The sequence below is a fragment of the Streptomyces sp. DT224 genome (assembly GCF_049844595.1).
Classification (GTDB): domain Bacteria; phylum Actinomycetota; class Actinomycetes; order Streptomycetales; family Streptomycetaceae; genus Streptomyces.
In genome coordinates, this window is sequence record NZ_JBNCLI010000010.1 from 206,572 (window position 1) to 231,487 (window position 24,916).

Annotated in this window: 16 protein-coding genes; 10 read left to right on the forward strand and 6 right to left on the reverse strand. The window is 71.0% G+C overall.

Translation table 11 applies throughout. From position 1 onward, the window contains the following. Positions 1-727 precede the first annotated feature (727 nt). Positions 728-2,083 carry a BTAD domain-containing putative transcriptional regulator gene (locus ACLQ2N_RS25375; RefSeq protein ID WP_425816451.1) on the reverse strand — a complete coding sequence of 452 codons (1,356 nt, stop codon included), beginning with the start codon at positions 2,081-2,083 and terminating at the stop codon, positions 728-730. A 98-nt stretch (positions 2,084-2,181) separates the two neighbouring features. Here ACLQ2N_RS25375 and ACLQ2N_RS25380 point away from each other — a divergent pair, with 98 nt between their 5' ends. From ACLQ2N_RS25380 to ACLQ2N_RS25400, 5 genes are all read left to right on the forward strand, one after another. After that, on the forward strand, positions 2,182-2,697 hold the full coding sequence (locus ACLQ2N_RS25380; RefSeq protein ID WP_425816452.1) for a hypothetical protein: 516 nt from the start codon (positions 2,182-2,184) through the stop codon (positions 2,695-2,697). Between the two features lie 411 nt (positions 2,698-3,108). Further along, entirely contained in the window at positions 3,109-6,036 is a 2,928-nt protein-coding gene (locus ACLQ2N_RS25385) for an ATP-binding protein (protein WP_425816453.1), read from the forward strand. Positions 6,037-6,176: 140 nt separating this feature from the next. Beyond that, a complete protein-coding gene (locus tag ACLQ2N_RS25390; protein WP_425816454.1) occupies positions 6,177-6,428 on the forward strand; it encodes a hypothetical protein in 252 nt (83 codons plus the stop codon). A gap of 121 nt (positions 6,429-6,549) precedes the next feature. Next, entirely contained in the window at positions 6,550-10,251 is a 3,702-nt protein-coding gene (locus tag ACLQ2N_RS25395; protein WP_425816455.1) for a S8 family peptidase, read from the forward strand. A 53-nt stretch (positions 10,252-10,304) separates the two neighbouring features. After that, a complete protein-coding gene (locus ACLQ2N_RS25400; protein ID WP_425816456.1) occupies positions 10,305-10,916 on the forward strand; it encodes a hypothetical protein in 612 nt (203 codons plus the stop codon). A 505-nt stretch (positions 10,917-11,421) separates the two neighbouring features. Here ACLQ2N_RS25400 and ACLQ2N_RS25405 read toward each other — a convergent pair. Then, positions 11,422-15,288, reverse strand: a complete 3,867-nt coding sequence (locus ACLQ2N_RS25405; RefSeq protein ID WP_425816457.1) for a CHAT domain-containing protein — start codon at positions 15,286-15,288, stop codon at positions 11,422-11,424. A gap of 68 nt (positions 15,289-15,356) precedes the next feature. Between ACLQ2N_RS25405 and ACLQ2N_RS25410 the strand changes: the two genes are divergently transcribed. The 3 genes from ACLQ2N_RS25410 to ACLQ2N_RS25420 all read left to right on the forward strand — a co-directional run bounded on the left by ACLQ2N_RS25410 (position 15,357) and on the right by ACLQ2N_RS25420 (position 17,878). After that, complete coding sequence (locus ACLQ2N_RS25410; RefSeq protein ID WP_425816458.1) at positions 15,357-15,680, forward strand: CATRA system-associated protein; 324 nt, start codon at positions 15,357-15,359, stop codon at positions 15,678-15,680. Next, the gene (locus ACLQ2N_RS25415; RefSeq protein WP_425816459.1) at positions 15,670-17,208 is read left to right on the forward strand and encodes a CATRA conflict system CASPASE/TPR repeat-associated protein; all 1,539 of its coding nucleotides are present in this window, start codon (positions 15,670-15,672) and stop codon (positions 17,206-17,208) included. Before ACLQ2N_RS25410 ends, ACLQ2N_RS25415 begins: the two co-directional genes overlap by 11 nt. A gap of 244 nt (positions 17,209-17,452) precedes the next feature. Continuing rightward, entirely contained in the window at positions 17,453-17,878 is a 426-nt protein-coding gene (locus tag ACLQ2N_RS25420; protein ID WP_425816460.1) for a hypothetical protein, read from the forward strand. A gap of 15 nt (positions 17,879-17,893) precedes the next feature. On the opposite strand, the gene ACLQ2N_RS25425 is transcribed toward ACLQ2N_RS25420, so the two are convergent. The 4 genes from ACLQ2N_RS25425 to ACLQ2N_RS25440 form a co-directional block, all read right to left on the reverse strand. After that, the gene (locus tag ACLQ2N_RS25425; RefSeq protein ID WP_425816461.1) at positions 17,894-18,106 is read right to left on the reverse strand and encodes a transposase; all 213 of its coding nucleotides are present in this window, start codon (positions 18,104-18,106) and stop codon (positions 17,894-17,896) included. A 326-nt stretch (positions 18,107-18,432) separates the two neighbouring features. Next, positions 18,433-19,023, reverse strand: coding sequence for an exonuclease domain-containing protein (locus ACLQ2N_RS25430; protein ID WP_425816462.1), 591 nt, complete (start codon positions 19,021-19,023; stop codon positions 18,433-18,435). A 615-nt stretch (positions 19,024-19,638) separates the two neighbouring features. After that, on the reverse strand, positions 19,639-20,994 hold the full coding sequence (locus tag ACLQ2N_RS25435; RefSeq protein ID WP_425816463.1) for a class I SAM-dependent RNA methyltransferase: 1,356 nt from the start codon (positions 20,992-20,994) through the stop codon (positions 19,639-19,641). Between the two features lie 107 nt (positions 20,995-21,101). Next, positions 21,102-23,150: an APC family permease gene (locus ACLQ2N_RS25440; protein ID WP_425816464.1), complete on the reverse strand. Its 2,049-nt coding sequence runs from the start codon at positions 23,148-23,150 to the stop codon at positions 21,102-21,104. Positions 23,151-23,481: 331 nt separating this feature from the next. On the opposite strand from ACLQ2N_RS25440, the gene ACLQ2N_RS25445 reads away from it, so the two are divergent. Both ACLQ2N_RS25445 and ACLQ2N_RS25450 read left to right on the forward strand, forming a co-directional pair. Next, entirely contained in the window at positions 23,482-24,150 is a 669-nt protein-coding gene (locus tag ACLQ2N_RS25445; protein ID WP_026242838.1) for a potassium channel family protein, read from the forward strand. Further along, positions 24,150-24,827 carry a potassium channel family protein gene (locus ACLQ2N_RS25450; RefSeq protein WP_164401034.1) on the forward strand — a complete coding sequence of 226 codons (678 nt, stop codon included), beginning with the start codon at positions 24,150-24,152 and terminating at the stop codon, positions 24,825-24,827. Before ACLQ2N_RS25445 ends, ACLQ2N_RS25450 begins: the two co-directional genes overlap by 1 nt. Positions 24,828-24,916: the final 89 nt, after the last annotated feature.

The following is a 24,916-nucleotide window of genomic DNA, read 5'->3' on the forward strand; positions in this document are numbered from 1 at the left end:
GGGACCTTGCACCCAGAACCTCCGCGCAGCGGAAGCAGGTGTTCGCCACTCCTCCGCGTAGCGGAAAACAGCACACTGCGAAGCGGGGAGGAAGGTCTCGCTCATGCTCACCCAGTTTGAGTCGATTCATCGGCTTGGACCGCGTTTCCATTCAATGACCGACCTATCCGGAGATACCCCGATGGTGCTGGTTCGGGGTCGTCACGTGACTCTACGGTTGCGCCAGATTTCACCCGCCGGGGGTGGTGCCGGCCACCCCGCCGGCCGGGAAGCGCAGCGTCCGCCCGCGCGTGGCGCCATTCACGTGCCGGTCGGTCCATCGGGCGGTCGAACCCGGCGGCGATCTTCGCGCGAGGGGTGTGCTCGCGCGCTGGGACGGACGGAGCTTGCAACGCCGGTCGCCCTCACGTGTGACGATCGGGATGGCGACCCACTCCACGACCGCATGAGGCAGGTATCGAGTGCGGCAGGACGGAATCCCCACAAGGCCCCCGAGCGACGTGATGGAGACGTCGGACGGCTCCGTCAACGGCCCAGGGGCCTCGCTCGTTGCGCTTTGCGGCCCATCACGCGATCGGTGGCGAAATCGAAGAAGCGCGATGATGGCCGTCAAAGCGGATCAAGCGCCGCGCGGCCTTGCGGCCGATGGCGGGTGCTGGTTCGCCCCAGGGCGCCGGCTCCTGGTGTGGGGGGCCGGTCGTCGCAGCGGAGACATACCTCCGTGGGGTCATGCGTCGGCCGTTGGCGGTGGGGATGGGCCGTTGCCGCAGGTGGAGAGGGAGCACCAGCGCCGGCGGCCCGTCGCGTCCTGGAACAGCCAGCCGCAGTCGGCGCCGGGGCAGGCGCGGAGGGTGAGGCGGGTAGGGGTTGTGAGGAGGTCGGCGGCGGCCCGGGCGGTGGCCAGGAGCGGGAGGCGCAGGCCGGCTGACGGAGGCAGACGCCACTGGGCGAGGCCGTCGTTTCCGGTGGTGAGGACGGCGGCGGCCGCTGCCTCGCCGGCTGTGGCGGCGACGGCGCGGAAGGCGCGCCCGTCGGCGGGGTCGGTGAGGCAGGCGTAGAGGGCGGTGCGGAACTTCCTGGCCTCGGCCAGGGCGGCGGCGGCCTCGTCGGGGCAGGCCCGGGCCAGGCCGAGGAGTCCGTCGACGACGGTGTCGTCGGCGAGGTCGAGGTGGCCGGCCCAGACGGCGAGGGTCGCGTAGTTCCGGAGCCAGTCGGAGCCGGGGATTTCAGGGCTGCGGTGCCAGCCGGCGTAGGTGTTGCAGAACTCCAGGGCGGGGTGGCCGCCGGTGGTCCAGGGGAGCCAGTGGTCGCGGACGCGGACGGCGTAGAGCGGGGCCGGCGGGCGGTCGAGGCGGGGGTCGGCGGCGAGGATCCGCTCGTGCAGGGTGGAGAGCGCAGGGCCGGGATCGATGCCGAGTGAGCCGGCCAGATGGTGACGGGTGGTCCGGTACGCCTCCAGTGCCTCGGCCTGGCGGCGGTCCCGGTAGAGGGCGGTCATCAGGGCGGCCACCAGGCGTTCTCGGCCGGGGTGCGCGGCGGCGAGTGGGGCGAGGTCGGCGAGGACGCGGGTGTGCAGGCCCATGGTGAGGTGGGCTTCGGCGCGCTGTTCGAGGGCGGTGAGGCGGAGTTCGGTCAGCCGGCCGCCGAGCCGGGCGCGCTGCTCGGGGTCGAGGGTGCCGTCGAGGAGGGGGCCGCGCCAGAGCGCGAGGGCGCGGTCGTGGCAGCGGAGCTGTTCGCCGGGGTCGCCGGGGTGGGCGGCGCGGCCGAGGAGGGCGAGGAACTCCCGCACGTCCACGGTGTGTCCGTCGGTCTCGACCGCGTAGCCGTCGTGCCGGGTGGAGACGCTGACGCCGTACGGCCTGAGCGCGGCCCGCAGTCGGCCGACGTAGGTGTGCAGGGTGGTGCGGGCGGTGGAGTGCGGGGTGCCGTTCCACAGCAGGTCGGCGAGGCGGGCGGTGGGGACGGTCCGGCCGGCCTCCAGGAGGAGGAAGGCGAGCAGGCACCGTTCCTGGCGGCGGATGCCGAGCGGCACAGGCCGTCCTTCGTGGCGGGCCTCGAAGGGCCCCAGGAGGGCGAAGTCCATGGTGCGAGCACCCTACGGGGCGGTGGTCAGGTTGTGGTCAGGAGGTGGGCGTTGGCTGAGGTCGTCCGCATCTGCTGTCACACACTGAGGAGTTCACCATGCGCAGGTCCGTCCTGGCCCTGGCCGTCTGCGGCGTGCTCGCCGCCCCGCTTGTCACCGCCGCCCCCGCCTCCGCAACCGTTGCCCCGGGACCGTGGGAGGCCGCGCCCTCGTCTTCCTGGGCGTATCCGGCCGGAGCCCGCTGCGACGTCGCCGTGCACGGCGGGCCGGTCGTCGATGAGGTGGTACGGCGCACCCTCGCGACGTACGAGGACGGCACTCAGGTACTGGAGTACAAGGGCGCACTGGTCATCCGGGTGACCAACTCGGGGACCGGTGCCTCGTACGACACGGACGCGAGCGGCCGGGCCGTCGTGGTGGTCCGTGCGGACCACTCGCAGACGTGGTACGTCACCGGCCCGATTCTGGCCGGCTTCGGCGAGGGCGCAGGGAGCGTGGCACGCGGCCTGTACACCGTGGACGGCGTGTACACATTGGAAGTCTCGGCCACCGGGTACAAGACCCTGGACCTGCTGCACGGTTCGGTCGAGCCGCTGTGCGACAAGGTGACCTGACCATGAGGAAGGGGCCTGCTGGAGAGGAGGGCCCTGTCCGGGACTCTGGCTCATAGGCCGTTCGGGCTGCGCGCTCCGAGGCGTGAGTGGCGGCGTCGGGTGTTGTCGTGGTGCAGCCGGCGGAAGACGTCGAGGCGGGCCTCGGGCTCACTGAGCGCTTGCAGCATGGCCACCGATCGGGTGGTGGGCGGCGTGGGGTCCGGACACGGGGCCAGGACCTCTGCGCACCCTCGGCCCGGCCCGCCGGGTGGCAGGGCCCTCGCCGAAGGCGTGGGCGCACGGCCCGCACCCCCGAAGCGGCATATGACGTTCCTGTGCGTACTCCGCGGGGGAAGGATGCATGGGGCATGGATAGGGTCGGCACCGCACCAGCGTTGATCGTTCGGGCCGGGGACGGATGAGGGGTGGGCCGTGGCGGAGCGGAACGACACCGGTGGCGGCCCGTTGCCGGAGCTCTCGGCGCCGCGGTTCGTGGGCCGGGACAGTGAGGTCGCCGCGCTCGACGCGGCCCTGCACCGGCCGAGCGTGGTCCTGATCGACGGCGAGGCCGGCATCGGCAAGACCCGTCTGCTGCGGGAGTTCGCCGCGTCGCACGCCGGACGGGTGACCCGCACCCTGACCGGCGCCTGCCCCGATCTGCGCGTGCCGTACACGCTCGGGGCGGTCGTCGACGCGGTGCGCGACGGCGTCGGCGGTGCGGACGGTGTCGCCGGGCTCGGGCTCAGTGGTCTGGCCGGTGCGCTGCGCCCGCTGTTCCCCGAATGGGCGGCCGGACTCCCCCCGGCGCCCGAGCCGTTGGACGACGCGACGGCCGCCCGGCACCGGCTGTTCCGCGCCTTCGTCGAGGTGCTCGACCGCCTCGATGTGGCGCTGCTGGTCCTGGAGGACGTGCACTGGGCCGACGAGGCGACCCTGGAGTTCCTGCTGTTCCTGGTCTCGCGGCGGCCCCAGCCGGTGAGTCTGGTGCTCACCTACCGGGGCGAGGAGGTGCCGGCCGACTCCCTGCTGCTGCGGCTGTCCTCCCGGCTGCCCGCCGAGGCACACCTCGTTCGGCTGACCCCCAAGGCGCTGGATGTCGGTGACACCGCCGAGTTCGTCTCCTCGATGCTGGCGGACGAGCACATCTCCGCCGAGTTCGCGGCCTTCCTCCACGCGGGCACGGAAGGCGTGCCGCTGGCCGTCGAGGAGACGGTGCGGCTGATGCACGACCGGGCGGACCTGGTCCGCCGACCCGGTGGATGGGCGCGCCGCCGCCTCGACCGCATCGATGTGCCGCCCACGATCCGCGACGGCGTCCTGGAACGCGTCGGGCGGCTTCGCCCCGACACCCGTACGGTTCTGTACGCGCTGTCGGTGCTCTCCGGCCCGGCCGATCACGGCATCCTGCCGGCGGTGGCGGGACTGCCCGACGAGCGGTTCTCCCCCGCGGTGACCGAGGCGCTGGACAGCGGTCTGATACGCGAGAACAGGGCCGGTCAGTGGTTGTTCAGGCACTCGCTCACCGGCCAGGCCCTGTACGCGGTCGTCCCGGTCCGCGAGCAGCGCGGCATGCACCTGCGGGCCGCCCACGCGCTGGAGGACCGGGGGGTGGCGCCCGCCGCGGAGCTGGCCCGGCACTTCCGGCTGGCCGGTGAGGCCGAGGCCGCGCGCACCTACACGGAGGAGGCGGCCGGTCTGTGCGCGCAGTCCGGTGACGTGGCGACCTCCGCGCTGCTGCTGCACAGTCTGGTCACCACCGTCCCCCTGCCCGCCGAGGCGGTGGCACGGCTGGTGGCGAACATCCAGTTCCAGGCTTTGCACGGAGCCGACCCCTATTCCGGCATCGTGCGGTCCCTGCGGGCCGCGCTGCGCGACCGGACGCTGCCGCCCGAACAGGAAGCACTCGTCCGCTTCCAGACCGGCCGGGTGCTCATGGCGGCGGGAGAGATGCAGGCGGGCTGGCTGGAGATACGGGAGGCGGTCGCCCACCTCCCGGCCCGTTCGCCGGAGGCGGCACGGGCGCACCTCTTGCTGGCCCTGCCGTTCGGGCAGGCACGGCCGGCCTCGGAGCACCTGGAATGGCTGACCAGGCTGCCGGAGGTCCCCTCGCTCACACCGTACGACCGCCTGCGCCAGCTGGTGGAACGTTCCTACGCGCTGCTGACGCTCGGGGAGGAGACCGGCTGGGACGTGGCCCGGGAGATCCCCGACGAGGTGGCGGGCACGCAGGAGGCGGAGATCTCCGCGATCGGCCATGCGAACGTCGGTGAGGAGGCCATACGTTGGGGCCGCTACGCCGAGGCCGCCGCACGCCTCGACCGCTCCCTCGCCCTCAGCGAACGCTTCGAACTCCTCGACTACCTGGGCAGCATCGCCTCCGTGCGCACCCGCCTCGACTGGGCCACCGGCGCCTGGACGGGACTCGCCGAGCGGGCGGCACGGCTGAGTGACGACGATCTCGGGATGCGGCTGCGGGACAGGGCCGCGGCGGCCCTCGTCGCAGGTCTGCTCATGGCCGCGGCCGGCGACCGGAAGGGCGCCGAGGAGCGGCTGCGCTTCGCCGGACGCGACGATCAGCAGCGGGTCGAGGCCGCGACCGCCCTGGCACGGCTGCGCCTGCGCGACGGCGATCCGGCGGAGGCGCTGCGCCTCACCGAGGAACCGGCCGAGATCACCGTGGTCCGGGGGCTGTGGCCCGGGGTCACCGAGGTCGCTCTCGTACGGGTCGAGGCGCTGCTGGCCGTGGGCCGGTCCGCCGAGGCCGCCGAGCTGGTCACGGCGCTCGAACGCAGCCTGGACGGCAGGAACGCGCCCGCGCCCCGTACCGCCCTCATGACCTGCCGGGCGCTCCTCGCGGAGGACCGCGGTCAGTTCATGGATGCCGCGGAGCTGTTCGCGCGGGCGGCCGAGGCGTGGGACGCGCTGCCACGCCCGTACGACGCCCTGCTCGCCGGGGAGCGTCGGGGCCACTGCCTGCTCGCCGCCGGCCGGGACGGGGCCGGCGTACGCCTGCTCACCGACGTCGCGAAGGAACTGTCGCGGCTCGGTGCCCAGGGCGACGCGGCCCGGGTGACGCGGGCGTTGGCCGGGCGACGGGGAGCCCGCAGGCCCCCCGGCAGGCCCGGCTACGGCGACCGGCTCTCGCCACGCGAACTGGAAGTCGCCCGGCTGCTGGTCGAAGGCCGGACGAACCGGCAGATCGCCGACGAACTCGTGGTGTCCGCCCAGACCGTGGGCACCCAGGTGAGGTCGGCGATGCGCAAGTTCCGGGTGGCCTCGCGGACGGCGCTCGCGACCAGGCTCCTGGAATCGGGCCTGGTGGTCGCCGACCGGCCGCCGAGAGAAGAGGGAGAAGAGTAGGACGAGAAGGACGAGTAAAAAGTCCGCGCTTCGCCCGCCCCCGGCCCGGTGCGAAAAAACCCGCGCCTGGGGAGCCGGACGATTGATTACCTCATGTGAGTGATCGAACAGGGCCGCGGACATGGCCACACTTGCTTGTCATGTCACCCGCGAACCAGTCGGCGCACGAACCGGCGAAGGGCCCGTGGGCGCCCGCGCGCCCCGGCCCGGATCTCCCCGCACCGAGCGAACCGTCCGGCGATCGCTCCGTCACAGCGTCCCGCGATCCGTCGAGCGATCCGCCGGGCGAACTGCCGACGGACACCTCGGAGCTTCGCAGCGCGCACGCTCCGGGCACCCACCGGGGCCCGCACGGCGGGGACCCGCTCGACGAGGAGTACGGCCCCCTCTGATGAGGACTCCCGGCCCGTGCGACGCATCCCCCGCGCTCGTACCCGTACCCCCACCGGCACCCGTACGTCGGAAGACCCCTGTCCCCATACCCCCGTTCGAACGTCCCACAGGGAGCGATAGATGAGGCGAAGAAAAGCATGGCGTCCCGGACGCCGTCTGGGCGCGCTGACCGCCGGGGTGGTCATCCTCGGGTTGGCCGTACCCGCCGTCCCGGCCCAGGCGGCCCGGCCGGTCCAGCAGGTCCCGGCTTCCGGGGCCGCGGGCACCACCGACCGCACGACGACCCCGGATTCTCCCCTCTCCGACGCCGGACTCGCCGAAGTCGTCGCCTCGTCCGGAGGCGGCATCGACGTCACGCTGATCACCGGCGACAAGGTGTCCCTCGGTCTGAACGACGACGGCAAGCCCGTCGTGCGTGACACCGAGGCCGCCCCGCGCACCGGCGGACCCGCCACCGTCTTCCACACGATCACCCGCAGGGGACAGGTCCACGTCGTACCGAACGACGCCATGCACCTGCTGAGCGACGGAGTCCTCGACTGGTCGCTCTTCGACCTCACCGCGCTGTCGAAGACCGTCGCGGCGCGCGGCGGCGTCAGCGGCGGCACCGGCGCCGAGGTCCCGGTGATCGTCACCTACCAGGACGAGCACGACGTCGCCAAGGCCCCGAAGGCCGCCGGGGCGAGAACGGGAAGAGCGCTGCGGAGCGTCGGCGGCCGCTCGCTCGGCATCGCGGGGAACGGGACGTGGTGGAAGGGGGTGCGAGGCAAGACGGGACCGGCATCCGCCGCCCGCTCGGCCGGCTCCCTCGCCGGGGTCGAGAAGGTGTGGCTCAACGGGGTGTCCCAGGTCAGCCTCGACGTCTCCGTACCGCAGATAGGCACCGGCGTCGCCCGGAGCCGCGGCCTTGACGGCAAGGGCGTTCGCGTGGCGGTGCTCGACACCGGCATCGACGCCACCCACCCGGACGTGGCCGGCCGGATCGAGGAGAAGACCGACTTCACCGGCAAGGCTCCCGACGCGAAGGACGGCCACGGCCACGGCACCCATGTGGCGTCCACCATCCTGGGCGACGGCACCGCCTCCGGGGGGAAGTACCAGGGCGTGGCCCCCGGCGCCCGGCTGCTGGTCGGCAAGGTCTGCGACGACACCGGCATGTGCGAGGAAGCCGACATGATCGCGGGCATGGAGTGGGCCGCCCACTCCGGTGCCAAGGTCGTGAACATGAGTATCGGCGGTGAGGCCACCGACGGCACCGACCCGCAGAGCGTGGCGCTCAACCGGCTCAGCCGAGAGACCGGGACCCTCTTCGTGGTCGCGGCGGGCAACGCCGGTCCGGGCACCTCGTCGGTCGGGACTCCGGGCGTCGCCGACGAGGCGCTGACCGTTGCGGCGGTCGACAAGAGCGACAAGATGGCGCCCTTCTCCTCGCGCGGCCCGCGCCCCGGGGACTACGCGGCCAAGCCGGACATCGCCGCTCCCGGCGTCGCCATCGTGGCGGCACGGGCCGCGGGCACCACCCTCGGCACCCCGGTGGACGACCACTACACGAGCGCCAGCGGCACTTCGATGGCCACCCCGCACGTGGCGGGGGCCGCCGCCCTGGTCGCCCAGCAGCATCCGGAGCTGAGGGGCGACCAGATCAAGGCGCTCTTGATGAGCACCGCCAAGGACCTGGGGTACGACGAAAAGGCGCAGGGCACCGGCCGGGTGGACCTCGCCGAGGCGACCGATCCGCAGATCATCGCGGCGGGGAACCTGAGCTTCGGCCGCCGCCCCCACGGCAGCGCGCCCGTGACCAGGACGGTCACCTACTCCAACCTGACCGGCACCGCGGCCACGCTGGACCTCACGGCGTCGGCGACGAGCAGTGGCGCCTTGGCCCCGGGGGGCCTGCTCAGCCTCGACCGGCACAAGCTGACCCTCCCCGCCGGTGGATCCGCCGACGTCGAGGTGACGCTCGACAGCGCCGCGCTCGGCGCCCAGGGGTCCTACGGCCGCTGGGACGGCCGGCTGACCGCCCGCGACACGTCCGGGACGGTCCGTACGGCGACGCGCATCCAGACCGTACTGGAGGCCGAGCGGGCACCGCTGACCCTGAACGTCATACCGCCCAAGGGTGCCACCTCCGTCACCTACGGCGACGCGGTCTTCCTGCCGGTCGACGACAAGGACCCCCTGTACGACGGTCTGGTCGCCGAGACCGGTGGCGAGTCGACCACCGCCCAGCTGTACAAGGCCGGCACGTATGCCGCCACCATCCCGGTGTTCTGGCAGGACGGCTCGGGCGAGGAGCAGCGCGCGGTCCCACTGGCGCCGGAGGTGAAGCTCACCGGGGCGACCACGGTCACCCTGGACCTGCGCAAGCTGGTTCCCGTGAGTGTGCGGACCTCGGCGGCGACCGAGACCTACTCCGCGGTCACGTCCACCGCCCGGATCTCGGCGACGGGGGCGTGGACGATGGCGACCGCGCTCCGGTCCGACTACCAGGCCCGGGAGACCTCGCACTGGTGGGCGCTGCCGACCGGGACGGTGCGTACGGGCACGCTGACCCAGAACACGTACAGCGTGCGAACGACTCCGGTCGTCACCATGAAGGCCGTCGGCGGCGGGGCGCCCCTCGACCTGGCCGCCCGCTACCAGACCCCGGACACGGCCCTGGTGACCGTCGAGGGACGACAGCTGCCCAGCGGTCTCATGGCCGGGCAGGAGGCCGTCGCCGCGATCCCGCGGCTCGCCACCGAGGGGCGCGTGCCGGTGGTCGACGCGGGCAGCGGGACCCCCGCCGAACTGGCCGCGGCCGGTGTGGACGGCAAGCTCGTCCTGATGACGCCGACCGACCTGTGCGGCACCACGTGCGACTTCGCCGAGCTGCGGGACACCCGAGTGAAGGCCGCCGCCGCCGAAGGCGCCAAGGGCGTCCTGGTCGCGGCTCCGGGTCTCACCTCGCTGGGCGGCACGTACAGCCAGCTGCTGTGCCCCGGCGGCCCCGAGACCTGCCCCGCACTCGAACCGTACGCCGCGCTGCCCGTCGTGAGCGTGGACGAGGGGCAGGCCGCCCGGCTCGCCCAGCGGCTGAAGGCCCACCCGGGCACGGTCCGGATCGAACTCGGCGGCAGCGCCGCGCCGAAGGTCTACGCCGCCTCGTTCGTCGCCGAGGGCGCTGTCCCTTCCCACCTCCAGTACCGGTTGGACACCGCGAAGATGCGGCGGGTCGTCCAGCACTTCCACGCCGACCGGCCCGGCACGGTCCACCAGCTGTCCTGGCTGCGGATGTCGGGGTCCACTCCCCTGCTGCCGACGCTCGGCCTGCCGCTCGTACCCACCCGGTCCACGCTCACGGTGTACCTCCAGCCGCAGGACGACGCGGTCGACCGGTTCACCGCCGCCTGGGGTGACAACACCGACCACTCCACACTGACCGGGGCCCGCAGCGAGACCCAGGAGGTGGTCCTCACCCGGCAGAAGGAACTGCACTGGAACGAAGGACCGTCCGTGCCGGGAGCCGCGCAGCAGATCCGGACCGCCTCGGGCTACACGGTGGCCTCCGGCCCCTGCTCGGCCTGCCGCCAGGGCGACACCTTCTACCCGACGTTCTACGTGACGAGCAGCGGGGGCGGACGCCAGGCCATGGCCGGCGTCCTGAACAACCGGTCGCTGACGGAGTACGCCTTCGGCACGAGCGCCTGCGGCCCCACCGTCCCGGAGCTGCGCCCCACGGAGGACGCGCTGTGCGACTTCAGCCTCAAGGACAGTTCCGGGCACGAGATCGAGCGCCGCACCCAGGAGCTGTACGCCACGGACACCGGGGAGCTCGGATGACGACGAGGAGAACGGCGGAAACAACGACCGTGCGTACGAAAGGATCCGACGCGATGCGCGGAAGACTGCGGCGAACCCGGTTGGGCAAGGGCGTCCTCGCGGTGATGACCGCCGGAGCGGCACTCCTCCTGTCGGCCTGCAACGGCACCGGTGACCTCACCGCCTACGACCTCCCGGCCGGCTCGGCCCGCTACACGTTCGAGGCCCGGACGAACGGCACCACGACCCAGTGGGAGTACGTCTCCGGAAGGCCGTCCAAGGGCGACGCTCCCGACCAGAATCCCTGCATGGGCGACCTCACCGGCGACAGCACGGGCCCCTGCCGCCCCGAGCCCCTGATCTTCCTCCGGTACGACCTGGGCCTGGCCCTGGACAACACCGCCCCGGCGGGCCGGACCCACCGGATCACGATCACCGCCTACTACCAGGACCGCCTGAGCACCCCGCCGAAGGTCAACGACCTCACCGCCGAAGCCACTTACGACGGCGGCAAGACCTGGAAGAAGGTAGCCACCCGGGCCGCGGGCCCCAACACCTTCACCGCACGCATCAACCACCCGGCCACCGAGCGCGCGCCCCAGGGCGTCGGCCTGCGAATCCACGCCTCGGACACCAAGGGAGACACCGTCCACCAGACCCTCCCCATGGCATACCACCTGCGCTGAACGGGCCCCATGCGTGCGGCCGGGGCGGGAGCACGATCCCGCGCCGGCCGCGCGTGTTCCTGGGGTGGAACGGCTACACGGGCAGCCGCGCATCACGCCCACGGGCAAATCTCCAGGTCAGGAGCCCTTGGTGGCAGGCTCCAGGATCGCCACGCACTCCACGTGGTGCGTCATCGGAAAGATGTCGACCTGAGTGAGCCAAGGAAAATCCCAGGTCAGAGCCGCTTTTCCTGCTCCCCGCACAGCGTGAGTGCACCCAGAGCGTCAAACGAGCGTCACGGTCGATAGCCCATCCCGCCCACTCGGGCCAGACGAGGCTGGCACGACCGGCGCCGTTTGGTTCCAAGGCAGTTGACGCGGATGGACTGCCCGTCGGGGTCTCACCGGGCAGGCAGGCCGCAGTCCTCGCCCGCCCCGGTCCGCGCGGATGCGGGGGCAGGGCGGGGCGGGCGTGTTTCGTTGTGGCTCCGCTGCCACCGCTTCGCGCCAGGGCCCTGCAGTCCCATTACGGTCCGAGGTGCACGTACGCCGCCCACACCTCGACGGCCTCCGGCCGTTCGTAGCGACGCTCCCGCACCGCCGTATGGAGGGCATGGGCGGCTTCGCTGGCCGTCGGGACACGAGCGGAGTGCCCGCACGAGCCGGAGCCGTTCAGCAGCTTCTCGTAGAAGGTGGTGGCGACGTGTCGGGCCCGGAAGCTGTCCAGCTGCCACTGCGCGGCGACTACGTGCCGGAATCCGGCGAGCTGGAGTGCTCCGGCAAGGCTGACGGGCTCGTCGGAATGGGCCCGTGGGGCCAGATGGGTTTGGCAGGCCGAGAGGAACGCGAGCTCGGCCTTGTCGAGACGAAGGCCGGCGATGTCCCGGATGCGCAGGGAACCGCTGGTGGCGTGGTCCCACAGGTAGAGCAGCCCGTCGGGTTCATCGGGGTACTGCTCGCCGTGGCCTGCGAAGTGGAACCACCCGCCGGTCCGGAGCCGCCGCAGAACGGTTTCCCGGAGCGCGTCCTTGTCGCGCAGCGGCTCCGCAGTCGGAAATAGCCGCGCGACCGCGTTGACCTCCTCGGTCACGTGGTGGAGCTCGACCAGCTCCGTCCCGGGCGGTGCCTCGGCGACCCCGACGAGCAGCATCGAGGGCTCACGCCCGGACGTGGCACGATCGGCCTCACGAGCGGCCTGGAGGGCGCGGAGCGTCGGGGTGTAGCTGGAGACGAACCGGTCCGTGAGGCTGTCCCCGGCCGGGCTGTTCCGGTCGGACGGGCTCGTGGTTCGGGTGGCCGCATGGACCGGGAGGTGGTTGAACACGCCCGTGGGGCACCACCAGACCCGGGGCGGCAATGCCTTCTGGTCCGCGTGTGGCGCGGTGGGCAGTGCCTCCAGCACCGGCTCGGCGACCGCCTTCCACAGCCAGCCCAACAAGTCCGTCAGGTACGGGCGCAGTTCGCCGTCCGCGTCGCCCTCTTCCTCGAGGGGATGCACGAGCCGGGACAGGGCCTGAGCGCGGAGCACTGCCTCGCTGTGTCGGAACCCGGGGAGTGGGACGACCGTCAGGGCGTCGTCGTGGAGGATGAGCGCGTCCGAGCGGAAAGGGCTGGAGTTGAGGACGATGACCGGACCCTCCTGCGCGGCCGGAAGGAGGTCACGGTAAGGCAGCGGTTCGAGGAATCCGGCCAGACCCGGAAGTCGCCGGACCTGTTGGACGAGGTCGTCCCAGTTATGCTGACGCTGCCTTCGATGCATTCCCGCATGCTCGGGTTCGGCGCCGTGGATCGGTTCCCGGTCGGTGCGGAGCAGTTCCAGCTCGCTCGCCAGCCGGGGGTCCAGACGGCGTACGGCCTCCAGGTCGGCGCGCGTGTCCAGGGCCTGGGCGAGCAGTTGGCCGCGACCGTGTTCAAGAATCTCCAACGCCGTCTCGCGGGCTCCGGCGTGCAGGGCGATGGCGGCCGCGTCGGAGACCATCTGGGAGGTGTCGCTCAGGGCATGCAGCTGGTCGTCGAAGGCAAGGCCGCCTCGGGCCAGCCTCGGCAGTAGGGCGATGGCGGCGGTGCAGGCATCCAGCGCTCCGGTCCAGTCGCTCCGCCCAGCCAGGAGTTCGGCGCACTTGACCGCCGCGTTCCATCGGGTCGTCGCAGTCGCCGACGGCTGCCGGGCGGCCCGCAGGCACAGGCTCGCGGCCTCTGTGACCTCCTCGGCCGAGGGTGTCTCGACGCTGACGAGTGTGGTGGCGAGGAGGAGCGCGGACAGCGCCCAGGAAGGATCGTCCGTGTCCAGGGAGTGCACGGTCGCACGGTGGACGGCCAGCGCCTCGTCCCGGCTGCTCCGATCGCCGGTGAACTGCCCGAGAGCGTGGAGAGCTTCCCCGTACTGGTTCTCGACGGCCGAACGGGTGGTGTGCCCAGGCGGTAGCTCGCGCAGGGCCTTCCGCAACACGTCCACCGCGCGTTCGACGTCCCTGCACTCGGCGTGGTGGACCCCGCGGCTCAGCAGGCAGCCGCCCAGGTCGCTCAGCAGCAGGGCGTGGTCCGGTGCTTCGGCGGGGGCCTCGTCGACCGCGGCCTCGGCCACCGCCAATGCCTCTTCGAGCAGGGCGGGCTCCTCGTCAAGCAGCCACCAGGAGTGGAGCGCCGCGGACAGGTTGTGGCGGGAGAGCCTGCCCAGGGCCTCGTTCGGAGCGGTGGCGGCCACCGCCACCTTCAGATGGGCAATGCCATGCCGCAGCCACTCCCGGTCGTGCGTGGCCTCGCCGGCCTGGCGACGGATCGTCCCGAGGTTGTGGTGCAGGACGGGCTTGTCCTGCGGAAGGCAGTTCTCGCTGTCGAGGGCGTCGCACAGCAGCCGCTCCGCGGCGCGGTAGTCGTCGGGACGGCCCGGCAGGGCGAGGACAAGCGCGTGGTTGGAGAGGCGTCGCGCCCATTGGGGCGCGCTTCCGGGGAAAGGAGCGAGGGCAACGCCCTGGCCCGTGTGTTTCCGTGCCCGCTCGTGATCGGACCGGTCGCCGGAACGCTCGTGCCGCAAGCGTAGAAGATCGCCGAGCACGGAGTGCAGGAACGGATGCTCGCGTGAGGCTTCGCGCGGCGGGCATAGCCGTAGGGCCAGTTCCGCGTGGCCGATTCCGGCCGTCAGCTGCTCCGGGTCTCCGGTGGCGCGGTAGAAGTCTCCGCCGAGCAGAGCAAGCCTGTTATGGATATAAACGGCGTGATCAGTGGCGTTGAGACGACTGAGGGCCTGCTCATACAGCGCCGCCGTCTCCCGCTGGTAGGCGATGCCGGACTCGGAGGGGAACTGATAGCGGACATCCGCCAGCAGACGCACGTGCACGGCGTGGTCTGCCGAGCCGGGCATGGACGCTGCCAAGGATTCCATGGCGAGGTGGTGCGCCAGCGAAATGTCCGCAGGAGCGGTTTGTTCGTGCTGAGAGGCCAAGAGGATCAGCGTGGCGAGTCGCCACTGCACGTGGGCACGCCGTTGCGTCAATCCGGGGTCGGTAAGGCGCAGTATGGTCTCGCAGTCGAGGCGGGCGCCCCGGGCATCCCGCTCCTGTCCCAGGAGCCGGTAGCGAGCGAGGAGAAGGCGGCTGCGCAACTCGAACAGCGCCAACGCCCCTGGTCGTTCACCGAACGCACCGATCCCGCTGGAGCACAGCGCGAGCGCCTCTTGGCAGAGCGCGTGGTCATACGTGCTGTCGTAACGCTGCTCCAGGAAGCGAACCCGTCGCAGGAGCAGGAGCGACCAGGTCTCGACCGCCGGACCGGAGGTCGGGGCGAGGGCGCCGCCGAAGAGCTGCCGGGCTTGGCCGAGCCAGTGAGCTCCGGCCGTATCATCCCCACCCAGCAGGGCGAGTTGGGTCACGGTGAGGCATACCACCGCACGCCGGTCGGTCGCCCACGGCTGCCCATACGAGGCGTCGAGCACCGGTGCCAGCGCCCTGTGACAGTCCTCTGCGAGCCGGGCCTCGCGGGGGTCCCTCGTCATGCCGAAGCGCAGGACGTGCAGGAGCATCAGCATCCAGCGGCGGCTCACCCAGCTCTCCGCGTCGGCCGGTGGCGTGCGGGCCGCGGACGCCGCCATGAGTTCGATCGCCTGGTGCAGGGCGTCCGGGACGCTCGTCGCGATCCAGTAGAAGCACTGGCAGGCGCCCAGCTGCTCTTCCAGGGCCGCTCGTTGCGGGTGGTCCGGCGTGGTGTTCCTCAGCGCGGCCCGGTAGAAGGAGATGGCGCTCTGGAGGGCCTGCACGTCGCCTGGATCGTCGTACCAGCGCTGCAGGTCCTGAACCGCGTGCCGACCCATGTCGGCGGCGACGCGATGGGAGTTCTTCGCCAACGGCAGTCGTCCGAGGAGCCGTTCAAAGCCGTTCCGACCGTTCGCGCGGCTCATCAGCCCATTGCCCTCTCGTCCGATCCCTTAATCTGGGCCCAGCGGTCGGAGAGTAGCAAGGGGGCGGTATGCGGACCGAGTTGAGCGGCCTTCGTGACGTTGCCAAGGACATCCTCGAAGCGGTGGGCCACAGTCGGCTCACCCCGAAGGGCTGGGAGCAAGTGGATGGCTTGCTGGTCGCGCTGACCAACGCTCTGGACCGCGACGACCTCGACGCGTTCCGCCAAGCTCTCTTCCACCTGGAGGACACCGTGCGGGTGACGCGTGCGCCAAGGAGGTTGACGGGCGAAGAGCCCTCGGAGCGGGTACTCGAACGGAGGGCTTCACTCCGGGATCGGATCGGTGCGGACGAGCCCGAGAGGGAGCGCACCGAGGATCAGGATGAGCGGTGAACCGCGCCTTGCGCGCGAGGCTCTGCAACTCCACTACTTCTTCGCGTCCCAACAGTTCGGCAACCCGGGAGGGCGCCTGCTGGATCTCCTCTGGGAGACCTGTGCGCAGGCTGGCATGGACACGGCCGTCCAGCCCGGCGGGGAGCTGGCACTGCCCGTCGCCCTGACGGATGGCGTGGGCTTCCAGTCCCTCCGCCAACGTTCCGATGCCACCGGTTCGCGACAGGCGATGCTCTACCGGTTGCACGAAACGGTCGGCCTCACCGTCATGCTGGCGGCGGACGAAGGGCCCGGCCGCACCGCCGCAGAGAGCGCACAGGTGCTGAGTACGCTCGAACGCTCCTGGGAGGAGAATCGTGCCCGCGCGGCGGCGATGAGAGGCGTCGTCGGCACCGACACTTCGCTCATCGGATCGGTCCGGATCCGCCGAGCGCTCGGCGTTCCCGACAGCACATCGCCACCGGACCCAGCGCTCGTGGGGGAGGCATTGCGTCGGGAGTTGGCGCCCCAGTCCCGTCTCTCCCGGCCGGTAGAGACGGACACCGGGCTGACGCTGTGGGAGATCACACGGCTGGGGACGGGCTCGTCCGCCTGCCGCGAGCTGCTCGTCACTACCGTGGCGACCGACCAGCAGGAAGGACTGCTGGACGACTGGAGCTGGTACCCCGAACACGGTGGCTTCGTGCCGCTGACGCGCTATCTCCTCGGCGCCGCCCAGATACATGCGAGCTACCGACTGCGCCTCGACCGCGACGCCGCCTTGAGTAGACGTCTCGCAAGACTGAGACGTACCGGCGATGAATTGACCAGACAGTGGCTCGAACTGACGACCGACTCGACCTCGCGACCGGCCACTGGGCGCCGGCTCCTGGCCCGTTGGGAGCGCATTGCCGAACGAGCTCAGCAGTCCCTTGCCGAGGAGCGCCTGGCGAGCGCGACCACCTACGACCTGCGCAACGTGACGCATACTCTGGAGGTCGCCTCCGCCGCACTGCTTGTGCTGGGTACGCATGCGGACGGCAGGCCGAGGGTCCTCGACGCCGACGAGGAAAAGCGTACGCAGCTGGCGGCGGTACTGAGCGACGACGTGATGCAATTCGACAGCGCCAGGGAACAGGTGGCCGAGGCCGCCCGGGTGGCCTCGGAGTCCGCCGCACAGCGGTTGCAGAGCCACCAGCAGTATCTTTCTCTCGTCCAGACCACCGTCATCGGTTCCGTTCTGCTGGCGCTGACCGTGGTGCAGACCCTGGGCTACAAGCTGCCCGTGCCGGAGCGTCTCCACGCTCCCCTGATCACCCTGCTCGGTGCCTCGGCGCTGTCCCTCCCCCTCCTGGTCGTACGCCGCTGGCGGGGCGGAACGGGCGGACGGATCGGCGGTGTCCTGGAAATCGGGTCCCTGGCGGTGACGGGGGCGGCTGCGGGCTGGCTGGCCAGCAAGACTTTCGGCCACACCGCAGCCGGCGTGCTGTCCGGCACGGTGCTTGTGGCCGTTCTCGGCACCTGGCTGACGCGGAGGTCGTCCCCCTGACGACACCACAGGCATCACTGGCCCAGGCCCTCCGCCCACCACAACCATCGAGAACGGACGCTTCATGACCTCACCACCTCCTCAGCCTCCCCCACCACCGGGGTCGCCGCGGTGGCACAAAGCCGTGGCCCTGCTGGTCCCCGCCATCGTCTCCGGATTGGTGGGGACATGGGCTGCAGGCTGGTTCGACAACGGCCGTGATCGGCCCTCCGACGTCGCCGCACGGCCCGTCGTGGAGACGCCCGTGAACGGCAGACCAGGAGCCGTCACCGGGCCGGATCCCCTGCCGACCGATCCCGACACCCACTGCGCCAACCGCCCGCAGGCCGTGGGGTCGGTGACATGGACACCTTGCGCACGCGTCACCGAGGACTCGGTCCAGTTCGGTGTCATGGTGAGCAATGCTGGTGGCCGCCAGGCGCTACGGATACGTCTCGGATACGTGCGCACTCAGCAATTCGCTCCGTGCGGAGCCGCGGACAGCTACGTCACCGCGACGGTGGAGGCCGGGAAAACCCTGTGGCTCACGACCGAGGGGTGCTCTGTTCCCCGCGTCCACGCCGCGGTGCAGGCACAGGTCACGGTGGCCCCGAGCAGAGGCCCGTTCTCCGAGGCGTCGCGCTCGCCGACCCTGCACATCCAGCCCGACGGCTCGGTGCGGACCTCGTAGCCGATCTGCGCGCCGTCAGGCATTTCCTGCGCCTTTACGCGGCGTCACCGACATCGTTGCCAGCAGCCTTGCGCCTCCGGCCCAGTTCTCGCTCCACCCAGCCGTCAGGGTCGCTTTGTGCACGCCCAGCGACCGGGCGATGTCCGCGACCGGACTATCCGGCGAGGGGAGCACCAACTCGACCGCGTCGTTCTTGAACTCTTCCGGGAACTGCTTGCCACGAGCCATGGCAGACCACTTCCACCCGCAGACCGCCACGCGACCTGCCGTTCAGGTGTCGGCACCGAAGGGGTCGCTTCATCACCGGCTGCGCCCCCCGAAGCCATGCAGGTCAGCGACCGCTTTTTCTCGGCTCGGACACCGGCATATCGAAGAGCGAGGTCTCCCCGGATCTGCGGCGATCTCGACGTACGGCTCGAGATGAAGGCCGTGCACCAGAGGTCGAGGCAGGCGAGCGTGGCTTTTGGTCTGCACGGTGAGCCTGTGCGTAGCAGGTGCAGATGCCCGCGACACCGCGGGCCGCCTCACCTCCGGCTGCTACCCGCAACCCTGGATCACCGGCAGGCGCGGTGCCCTCCCGCGGTCGGCCAGTCTCCCCTCTCGTGGAGATGGAGTACGAGAGCAGCGATGTTCCAGGCGTCGTCCTCACCCCGGTGGTGACGGCCTTCGAGACGCCGCCCCACGATCTGCAGGGCGCGTGCCATGCCAGGGGCCTTGCGCAGGCCCTCGACTTTGGTGAAGACAGTTTTTGCATTGACGTGGTAACGGCCGAAAGGGTAAGGCGTCCCTGTGGCCTGGCATTGCCTTCCGAACTGGTGACGGTCGTAGTCGCCCCAACTGGCCCAGGGCCTGGTGCCTGCGCGGTGCTCCGCCGTCAGTAGTCGGCACGCCTCGGCGAAGGAGACTCCCTGATCGACTTTGTCCTGAGTGAGTCCCGTCAGCTCCGTGCAGAACTCGCTGACGGTGGACCAGGCGGGCCTCACCAGGATCCGGTGCCGACCAAGGCGCTCGCCGATGTTCAGGTCGACGACAGTGAGCCCGATTTCGATGATCTCGCTGGCCTCCCCAGGCGGCGGGGAACCGGCCCAACACGTCGCTTCGACGTCCACGACGTTGACGACACTCTCGGTCCAGGTGCTGTCCATGACGAGAAGCATAGGGAGACGCAGCGGTCGGGCCCATGCCCAGCAGCGAAAGGTCACCACAGCCTCGAACTGTAGGCGGCACTCATTTGCGGAGCAGGTCGAGGTGAGCTCGGCCGAACGACTACCCCCTATGCGTGGCGGGTCCGCCGACGACGAATGCAGGATCCTGACCGAGTGGCGTTGCCGTAGCCGTGCAGGGCAAGAGTTCGTCCGTCCCGGATCCTGTCGTTCCACTGATCGGGGTTTCGCCCCTGACGGCCCTTCAGCAGCTCGGCGGTGCATTGCACCTGTTCGAGCGTTCGGGCGAGGGCGGCGTGACAGCACAGCCCTCGGCCCACCCGTGATGAAAGCCGCAACTTGAATCCCGTACCGGAGAGCTCACCTGCACCGGTGGGCCTACATGGCGGCAGCGGGAGAGCTGCGGAAGGTGAGACTTCCGCTCCGAGCGTCATTCGAGCGTCAGGAACCTCCAGCGAGACCCTGAAGGTGTCGCCAACGCGAGCACCTCCCTGAAGAATTCGCGGGTCAGGAGGGCACGAGGGGGGATCCGTACCCTCGACCCGCCGCAGGGAGGGAAACAGGTCGAACAACTCACCCGGACCACGAAACCGCAGGTCAGGCACCCTTTGCCGCAGGCTCCAAGATGGCCACGCACTCCACATGGTGCGTCATCGGGAACAGATCGAACGCCCGCAGCGTCCGCACCCGGTACCCGCCCTCCCGGAAGTACCCCAGGTCCCGTGCCAGCGCCGCCGGGTCGCAGGCCACGTAGGCGATCCGGCGCGCCCCCAGGCCCACCAGCTGCTTCACCGTGGCCTTGCCGGCGCCCGCGCGGGGCGGGTCCAGGACGATGAGGTCGCATTCGGTGATGCCGGTGCGGGGCAGGACCTGCTCGACCTTGCCGTGTTCGATGCGGACGCGGTCCAGGTCCGCCAGGTTGTGGCGGGCGTCCTCGACCGCGCGCTTGCCGGACTCGATGCCGAGGACCGCGCCCTTCTCGCCGATGCGCTGGCCGATGGCGCCGGCGAAGAGGCCGACGCCGCAGTAGAGGTCGAGGGCGGTGTCGTTCTTACGGGGCAGGAGGCCCTGCATGACCGCGCGGACCAGGGTGTTCGCGGCCTGCGGGTGGACCTGCCAGAAGCCTCCGGAGCCGACGCGGTACGTGCGGTCGTCGGCGCGCTCGCGGACGAAGCCGCGGCCGTGGACCCGGTGCACGCCGCCGTCGCGTTCGTCCACGCGGAGCACGGAGACCGGCTTGTCGAGCTCGACCAGGGGCAGGCGGCCGCCCGGGCGGGGCGTGAGGATGACCTGGCGGTCGTGGGAGCCGGTGGCCGCGATGGCCTCCACCGTGGCCATCTGGGGCCAGTCCTGCTGCTCGACGCCCAGCTCGGAGACCCCGGGCGCGGCGATCATGCAGTGGTCGATGATCTCGATGTCGTGCGAGCGGTGCTTGCGCAGCCCGACGCGGCCGTCCTCGTCGATCGCGTACTGGACGCGGGTGCGCCAGGCCGGCACCTCGCCCGCGGGGACCTTGTCGCCCTCGGCCGGCATGACCGTGCCGTCCCAGCCCGCCTCCTCCGGGGTGAGGCCCGCGAGGCGCTGGAGCTGTTCGGCGATGACCTCGCCCTTCAGACGACGCTGGGCGCCCGGCTTGGCGTGCTGCCAGTCGCAGCCGCCGCACTTGCCGGGGCCGGCGAAGGGGCAGGGGGCCGGCACCCGGTCCTTGGACGCCTCGATGATCTCCACCGCGTCCGCGCGCAGGAAGCGCGAGTCCTGCGCACCGTCGGTGATCCGGGCGACCACCTTCTCGCCCGGCAGCGTGTGGCGTACGAACAGGACCCGGCCCTCGTCCGTGCGGGCGATGCAGTGGCCGCCGTGCGCGACCGGGCCGACCTCGACCTCGTACTCCCGCCCGACCAGCGACTCCGGCTGTGTCTCCCCGGTCTGCGGCGACGTGGATTCGTTCTGCATGAGGGGCGGGCTCCAGGGAGGGAAGGGGACGGCCGGCGGCCGGACAACAACCTACGAGTCTACGTGGGTGTCGCCGGACCGCCGACCACCCTCGGCGGTCCCCCGTCTCAGCCCTTCGGCGTCGGTTCCTTGTGCTTGCGCTCCACCGGACCGCGGCGGACCGAGCCCGGGGCGGTCCAGTCGGCGCGCTTGCGGGCGCGCTTCTTCGCGGCTTCGGAGGACTCCAGCTGGTACGGGACCGAGGTGACCATCACACCGGGGGTGAAGAGCAGCCGGCCCTTGAGCCTGAGGGCGCTCTGGTTGTGCAGCAGGTGCTCGTACCAGTGCCCGACGACGTACTCGGGGATGTAGACGCTCACGACATCGCGCGGGCTCTCCCGGCGCAGGCTCTTGACGTACTCGATGACCGGGCGGGTCACCTCGCGGTACGGGGAGTCGAGGATCTTCAGCGGTACGTTGATGCCGCGCCGCTCCCAGTCCTCCCTGAGGGCCTTCGTCTCGGCCGGGTCCACGCTGATGGACAGCGCCTCCAGGTGGTCCGTGCGGATCAGCTTGGCGTAGGCGAGCGCGCGCAGGGTGGGGCGGTGGAGCTTGGAGACCAGGACGATCGAGTGGACCCGGGAGGGGCGGATCGACTCGTCCGGCGCGGTCTCGTCGGCGGCGATCTCCTCGGCGACCCGGTCGTAGTGCTTGCGGATCGCGGTCATCGTGCCGAAGAAGATGACCATGCCGAGCAGCGCGACCCAGGCGCCGTGGGTGAACTTCGTGGCGAGGACGACGACGAGCACCAGTCCGGTGAAGAAGGCGCCGAAGGTGTTGATCGCGCGGGAGCGGATCATGTGGCGGCGCTTGGCCTGGTCCTTCTCGACGGCCAGATGGCGGTTCCAGTGCCGGACCATGCCGGTCTGGCTGAGCGTGAAGGAGACGAAAACGCCGACGATGTAGAGCTGGATGAGCCGGGTCGAGTCGGCCCCGTAGATCACGACCAGCAGGATCGCGGCGCCGGCCAGCAGCACGATGCCGTTGGAGAAGGCGAGCCGGTCGCCGCGGGTGTGCAGCTGGCGCGGCAGGTAGCGGTCCTGGGCGAGGATCGAGCCGAGGAGCGGGAAGCCGTTGTACGCGGTGTTCGCGGCCAGGAAGAGGACGAGGGCGGTGGCGGCGGCGAGGATCACGAAGAAGAACGTGCCGTCGCCGAAGACCGCGGCCGCGACCTGCGAGATGACCGGGTCCTGGACGAAGCCGGCGCCGACCGGGCTGCCGTTGCTGATCAGGTCCTTCGCCGGGTTCTCCGCCATCTTGACGTCGGTGGCCATGGCGAGACCGATGATGCCGCAGAACATGGTGACGGCGAGCAGACCCATCATCGCGAGCGTGGTCGCGGCGTTCTTGCTCTTCGGCTTGCGGAACGCGGGCACGCCGTTGCTGATCGCCTCGACCCCGGTGAGCGCCGCACAGCCGGAGGAGAAGGCGCGCAGCAGCAGGAAGACGAGGGCGAAGCCGGCCAGGCCCTGGTGTTCGGGCTTGATCGTGTAGCCGGAGGTCGGGGCGTGCATGGTGTCGCCGAGGACCAGTCCGCGGAAGGCGCCCCAGACGATCATGATGAAGACGCCGGCCACGAAGAGGTACGTGGGGATGGCGAAGAGCTTCCCGGACTCCTTGACCCCGCGCAGGTTCATCAGGGTCAGCAGGACGATGGCGGCGACCGCGCACCCCGTCTTGTGCTCGACGACGAAGGGGATCGCGGAGCCCAGGTTCTCCACGCCGGAGGCGATCGACACGGCCACGGTCAGGACGTAGTCGACCAGCAGCGCGCTGGCGACGGTCAGCCCGGCCTTGGGGCCGAGGTTGGTGGTGGCGACCTCGTAGTCGCCGCCGCCGCTCGGGTAGGCGTGGACGTTCTGCCGGTAGGAGGCGACGACCGTGAACATCAGGACCACGACCGCGACCGCGATCCAGGGACTGAAGTGGTACGCCGACACACCCGCGATGGACAGCACGAGGAGGACTTCTCCGGGTGCGTACGCCACCGAGGACAGCGGGTCGGATGCGAAGACGGGGAGGGCGATGCGCTTGGGGAGGAGCGTCTCCCCCAGCTTGTCGCTGCGCAGGGCCCGTCCGATCAGGATCCGTTTGGGCACGTCGGTCAGTTTGGACACGCAGAGGATCGTAAGGGTTCCGTATCGGCCCCGCCCCCGCTGCACCGGCGTGGCCCGCCAATCTCCTGCACTCGGCCGGAAACGCCACGGAATTCTTAACGCAATCCTTGCGCCGCGCCGCCGGGAGGCGCCCCGGGCACGTCTTCTTTGCCACACCCGCGCCGCGATGCGCACACTCGGATGAGGCGACGCGACCCGCGCCGCATAAGCTCGTCACCGGGCGACGGGACACACCGTTGCCCCGTTGTTTGCCCGGCCAGCCGAGGAAAGAGTGTGAGCAGGGTGTTTTCGCAGGTCAGCCGGACGACCAGGACTGCGAGGTAGGCGCAAGGTGCACATCGTCATCATGGGCTGCGGACGAGTGGGAGCCGCTCTCGCGCAGACCCTGGAGCAGCAGGGGCACACGGTCGCCGTCATCGACCAGGACCCCACGGCGTTCCGGCGGCTCGGCTCCGGGTTCGGCGGCCGTCGCGTCACCGGGGTCGGGTTCGACCAGGACACGCTGCGCGAGGCGGGGATCGAGGAGGCCGGCGCGTTCGCGGCGGTGAGCTCCGGCGACAACTCCAACATCATCGCGGCCCGCGTGGCGCGCGAGATGTTCGGCATCGAGAACGTCGCGGCCCGCATCTACGACCCCCGGCGCGCCGAGGTGTACCAGCGTCTCGGCATCCCGACGGTCGCGACCGTGCGCTGGACCGCTGACCAGATGCTGCGCCGGCTGCTGCCGTCGGGCGCGGAGCCGCTGTGGCGCGACCCGAGCGGCGGGGTGCAGCTCGCGGAGGTGCACACCACGCCGTCCTGGATCGGCCACAAGATCAGCACGCTCCAGGAGGAGACGGGCGTGCGCGTCGCGTTCCTCACCCGGTTGGGCGAGGCCATACTGCCGTCGTCGCAGACGGTGCTCCAGGAGGGCGACCTCGTGCACGTGATGATGCGTACGGACGAGATCGCGAAGGTCGAGGCGGCCTTCGCCGAGGGCCCCGAGGAGGGCGGTCACTGATGCGTGTCGCGATTGCCGGGGCCGGTGCGGTGGGGCGTTCCATCGCGGGCGAGCTGCTGGAGAACGGGCACGAGGTGCTGCTCGTGGACAAGGCGCCGACCGCCATCTCGGTGGAGCGGGTGCCGATGGCCGAGTGGCTGCTGGCGGACGCCTGTGAGATCACGTCGCTGGACGAGGCGGCGCTCCAGCGCTGCAACGTCGTGATCGCGGCGACGGGCGACGACAAGGTGAACCTGGTCGTCTCGCTGCTGGCCAAGACCGAGTACGGCGTGCCGAGGGTCGTCGCCCGGGTGAACAACCCGAAGAACGAGTGGCTGTTCAACGAGTCGTGGGGCGTCGATGTGGCGGTGTCCACGCCGCGTCTGATGTCGGCGCTGGTCGAGGAAGCGGTGAGCGTCGGCGATCTGGTGCGGCTGCTGCGCTTCAGCCACGGCGACGCGAACCTGGTGGAGCTGACGCTGCCGCCGGAGTCGGCGCTGGCGGGCACCCAGGTCGGGGAGGTCGCCTGGCCGGAGGACACCTCGCTGGTGACGATCATCCGGGGTCAGCGGGTGCTGACGCCGAGTCCGGAGGAGAGCCTGGAGGCGGGTGACGAGCTGCTCTTCGTGGCCGCGCAGGCGCGCGAGGAGCAGTTGGAGGACCTGCTGTCGGTGCGCCGGGGCGACCCGGAGGCGTGAGCATGCGAGAGGGGCCCCCGCACCCCGGGGGTCGGGGGCCCCCGCGGAAGGGACACAAAAACATGCCCCCGGCCGCGGGCGCGGCGGCC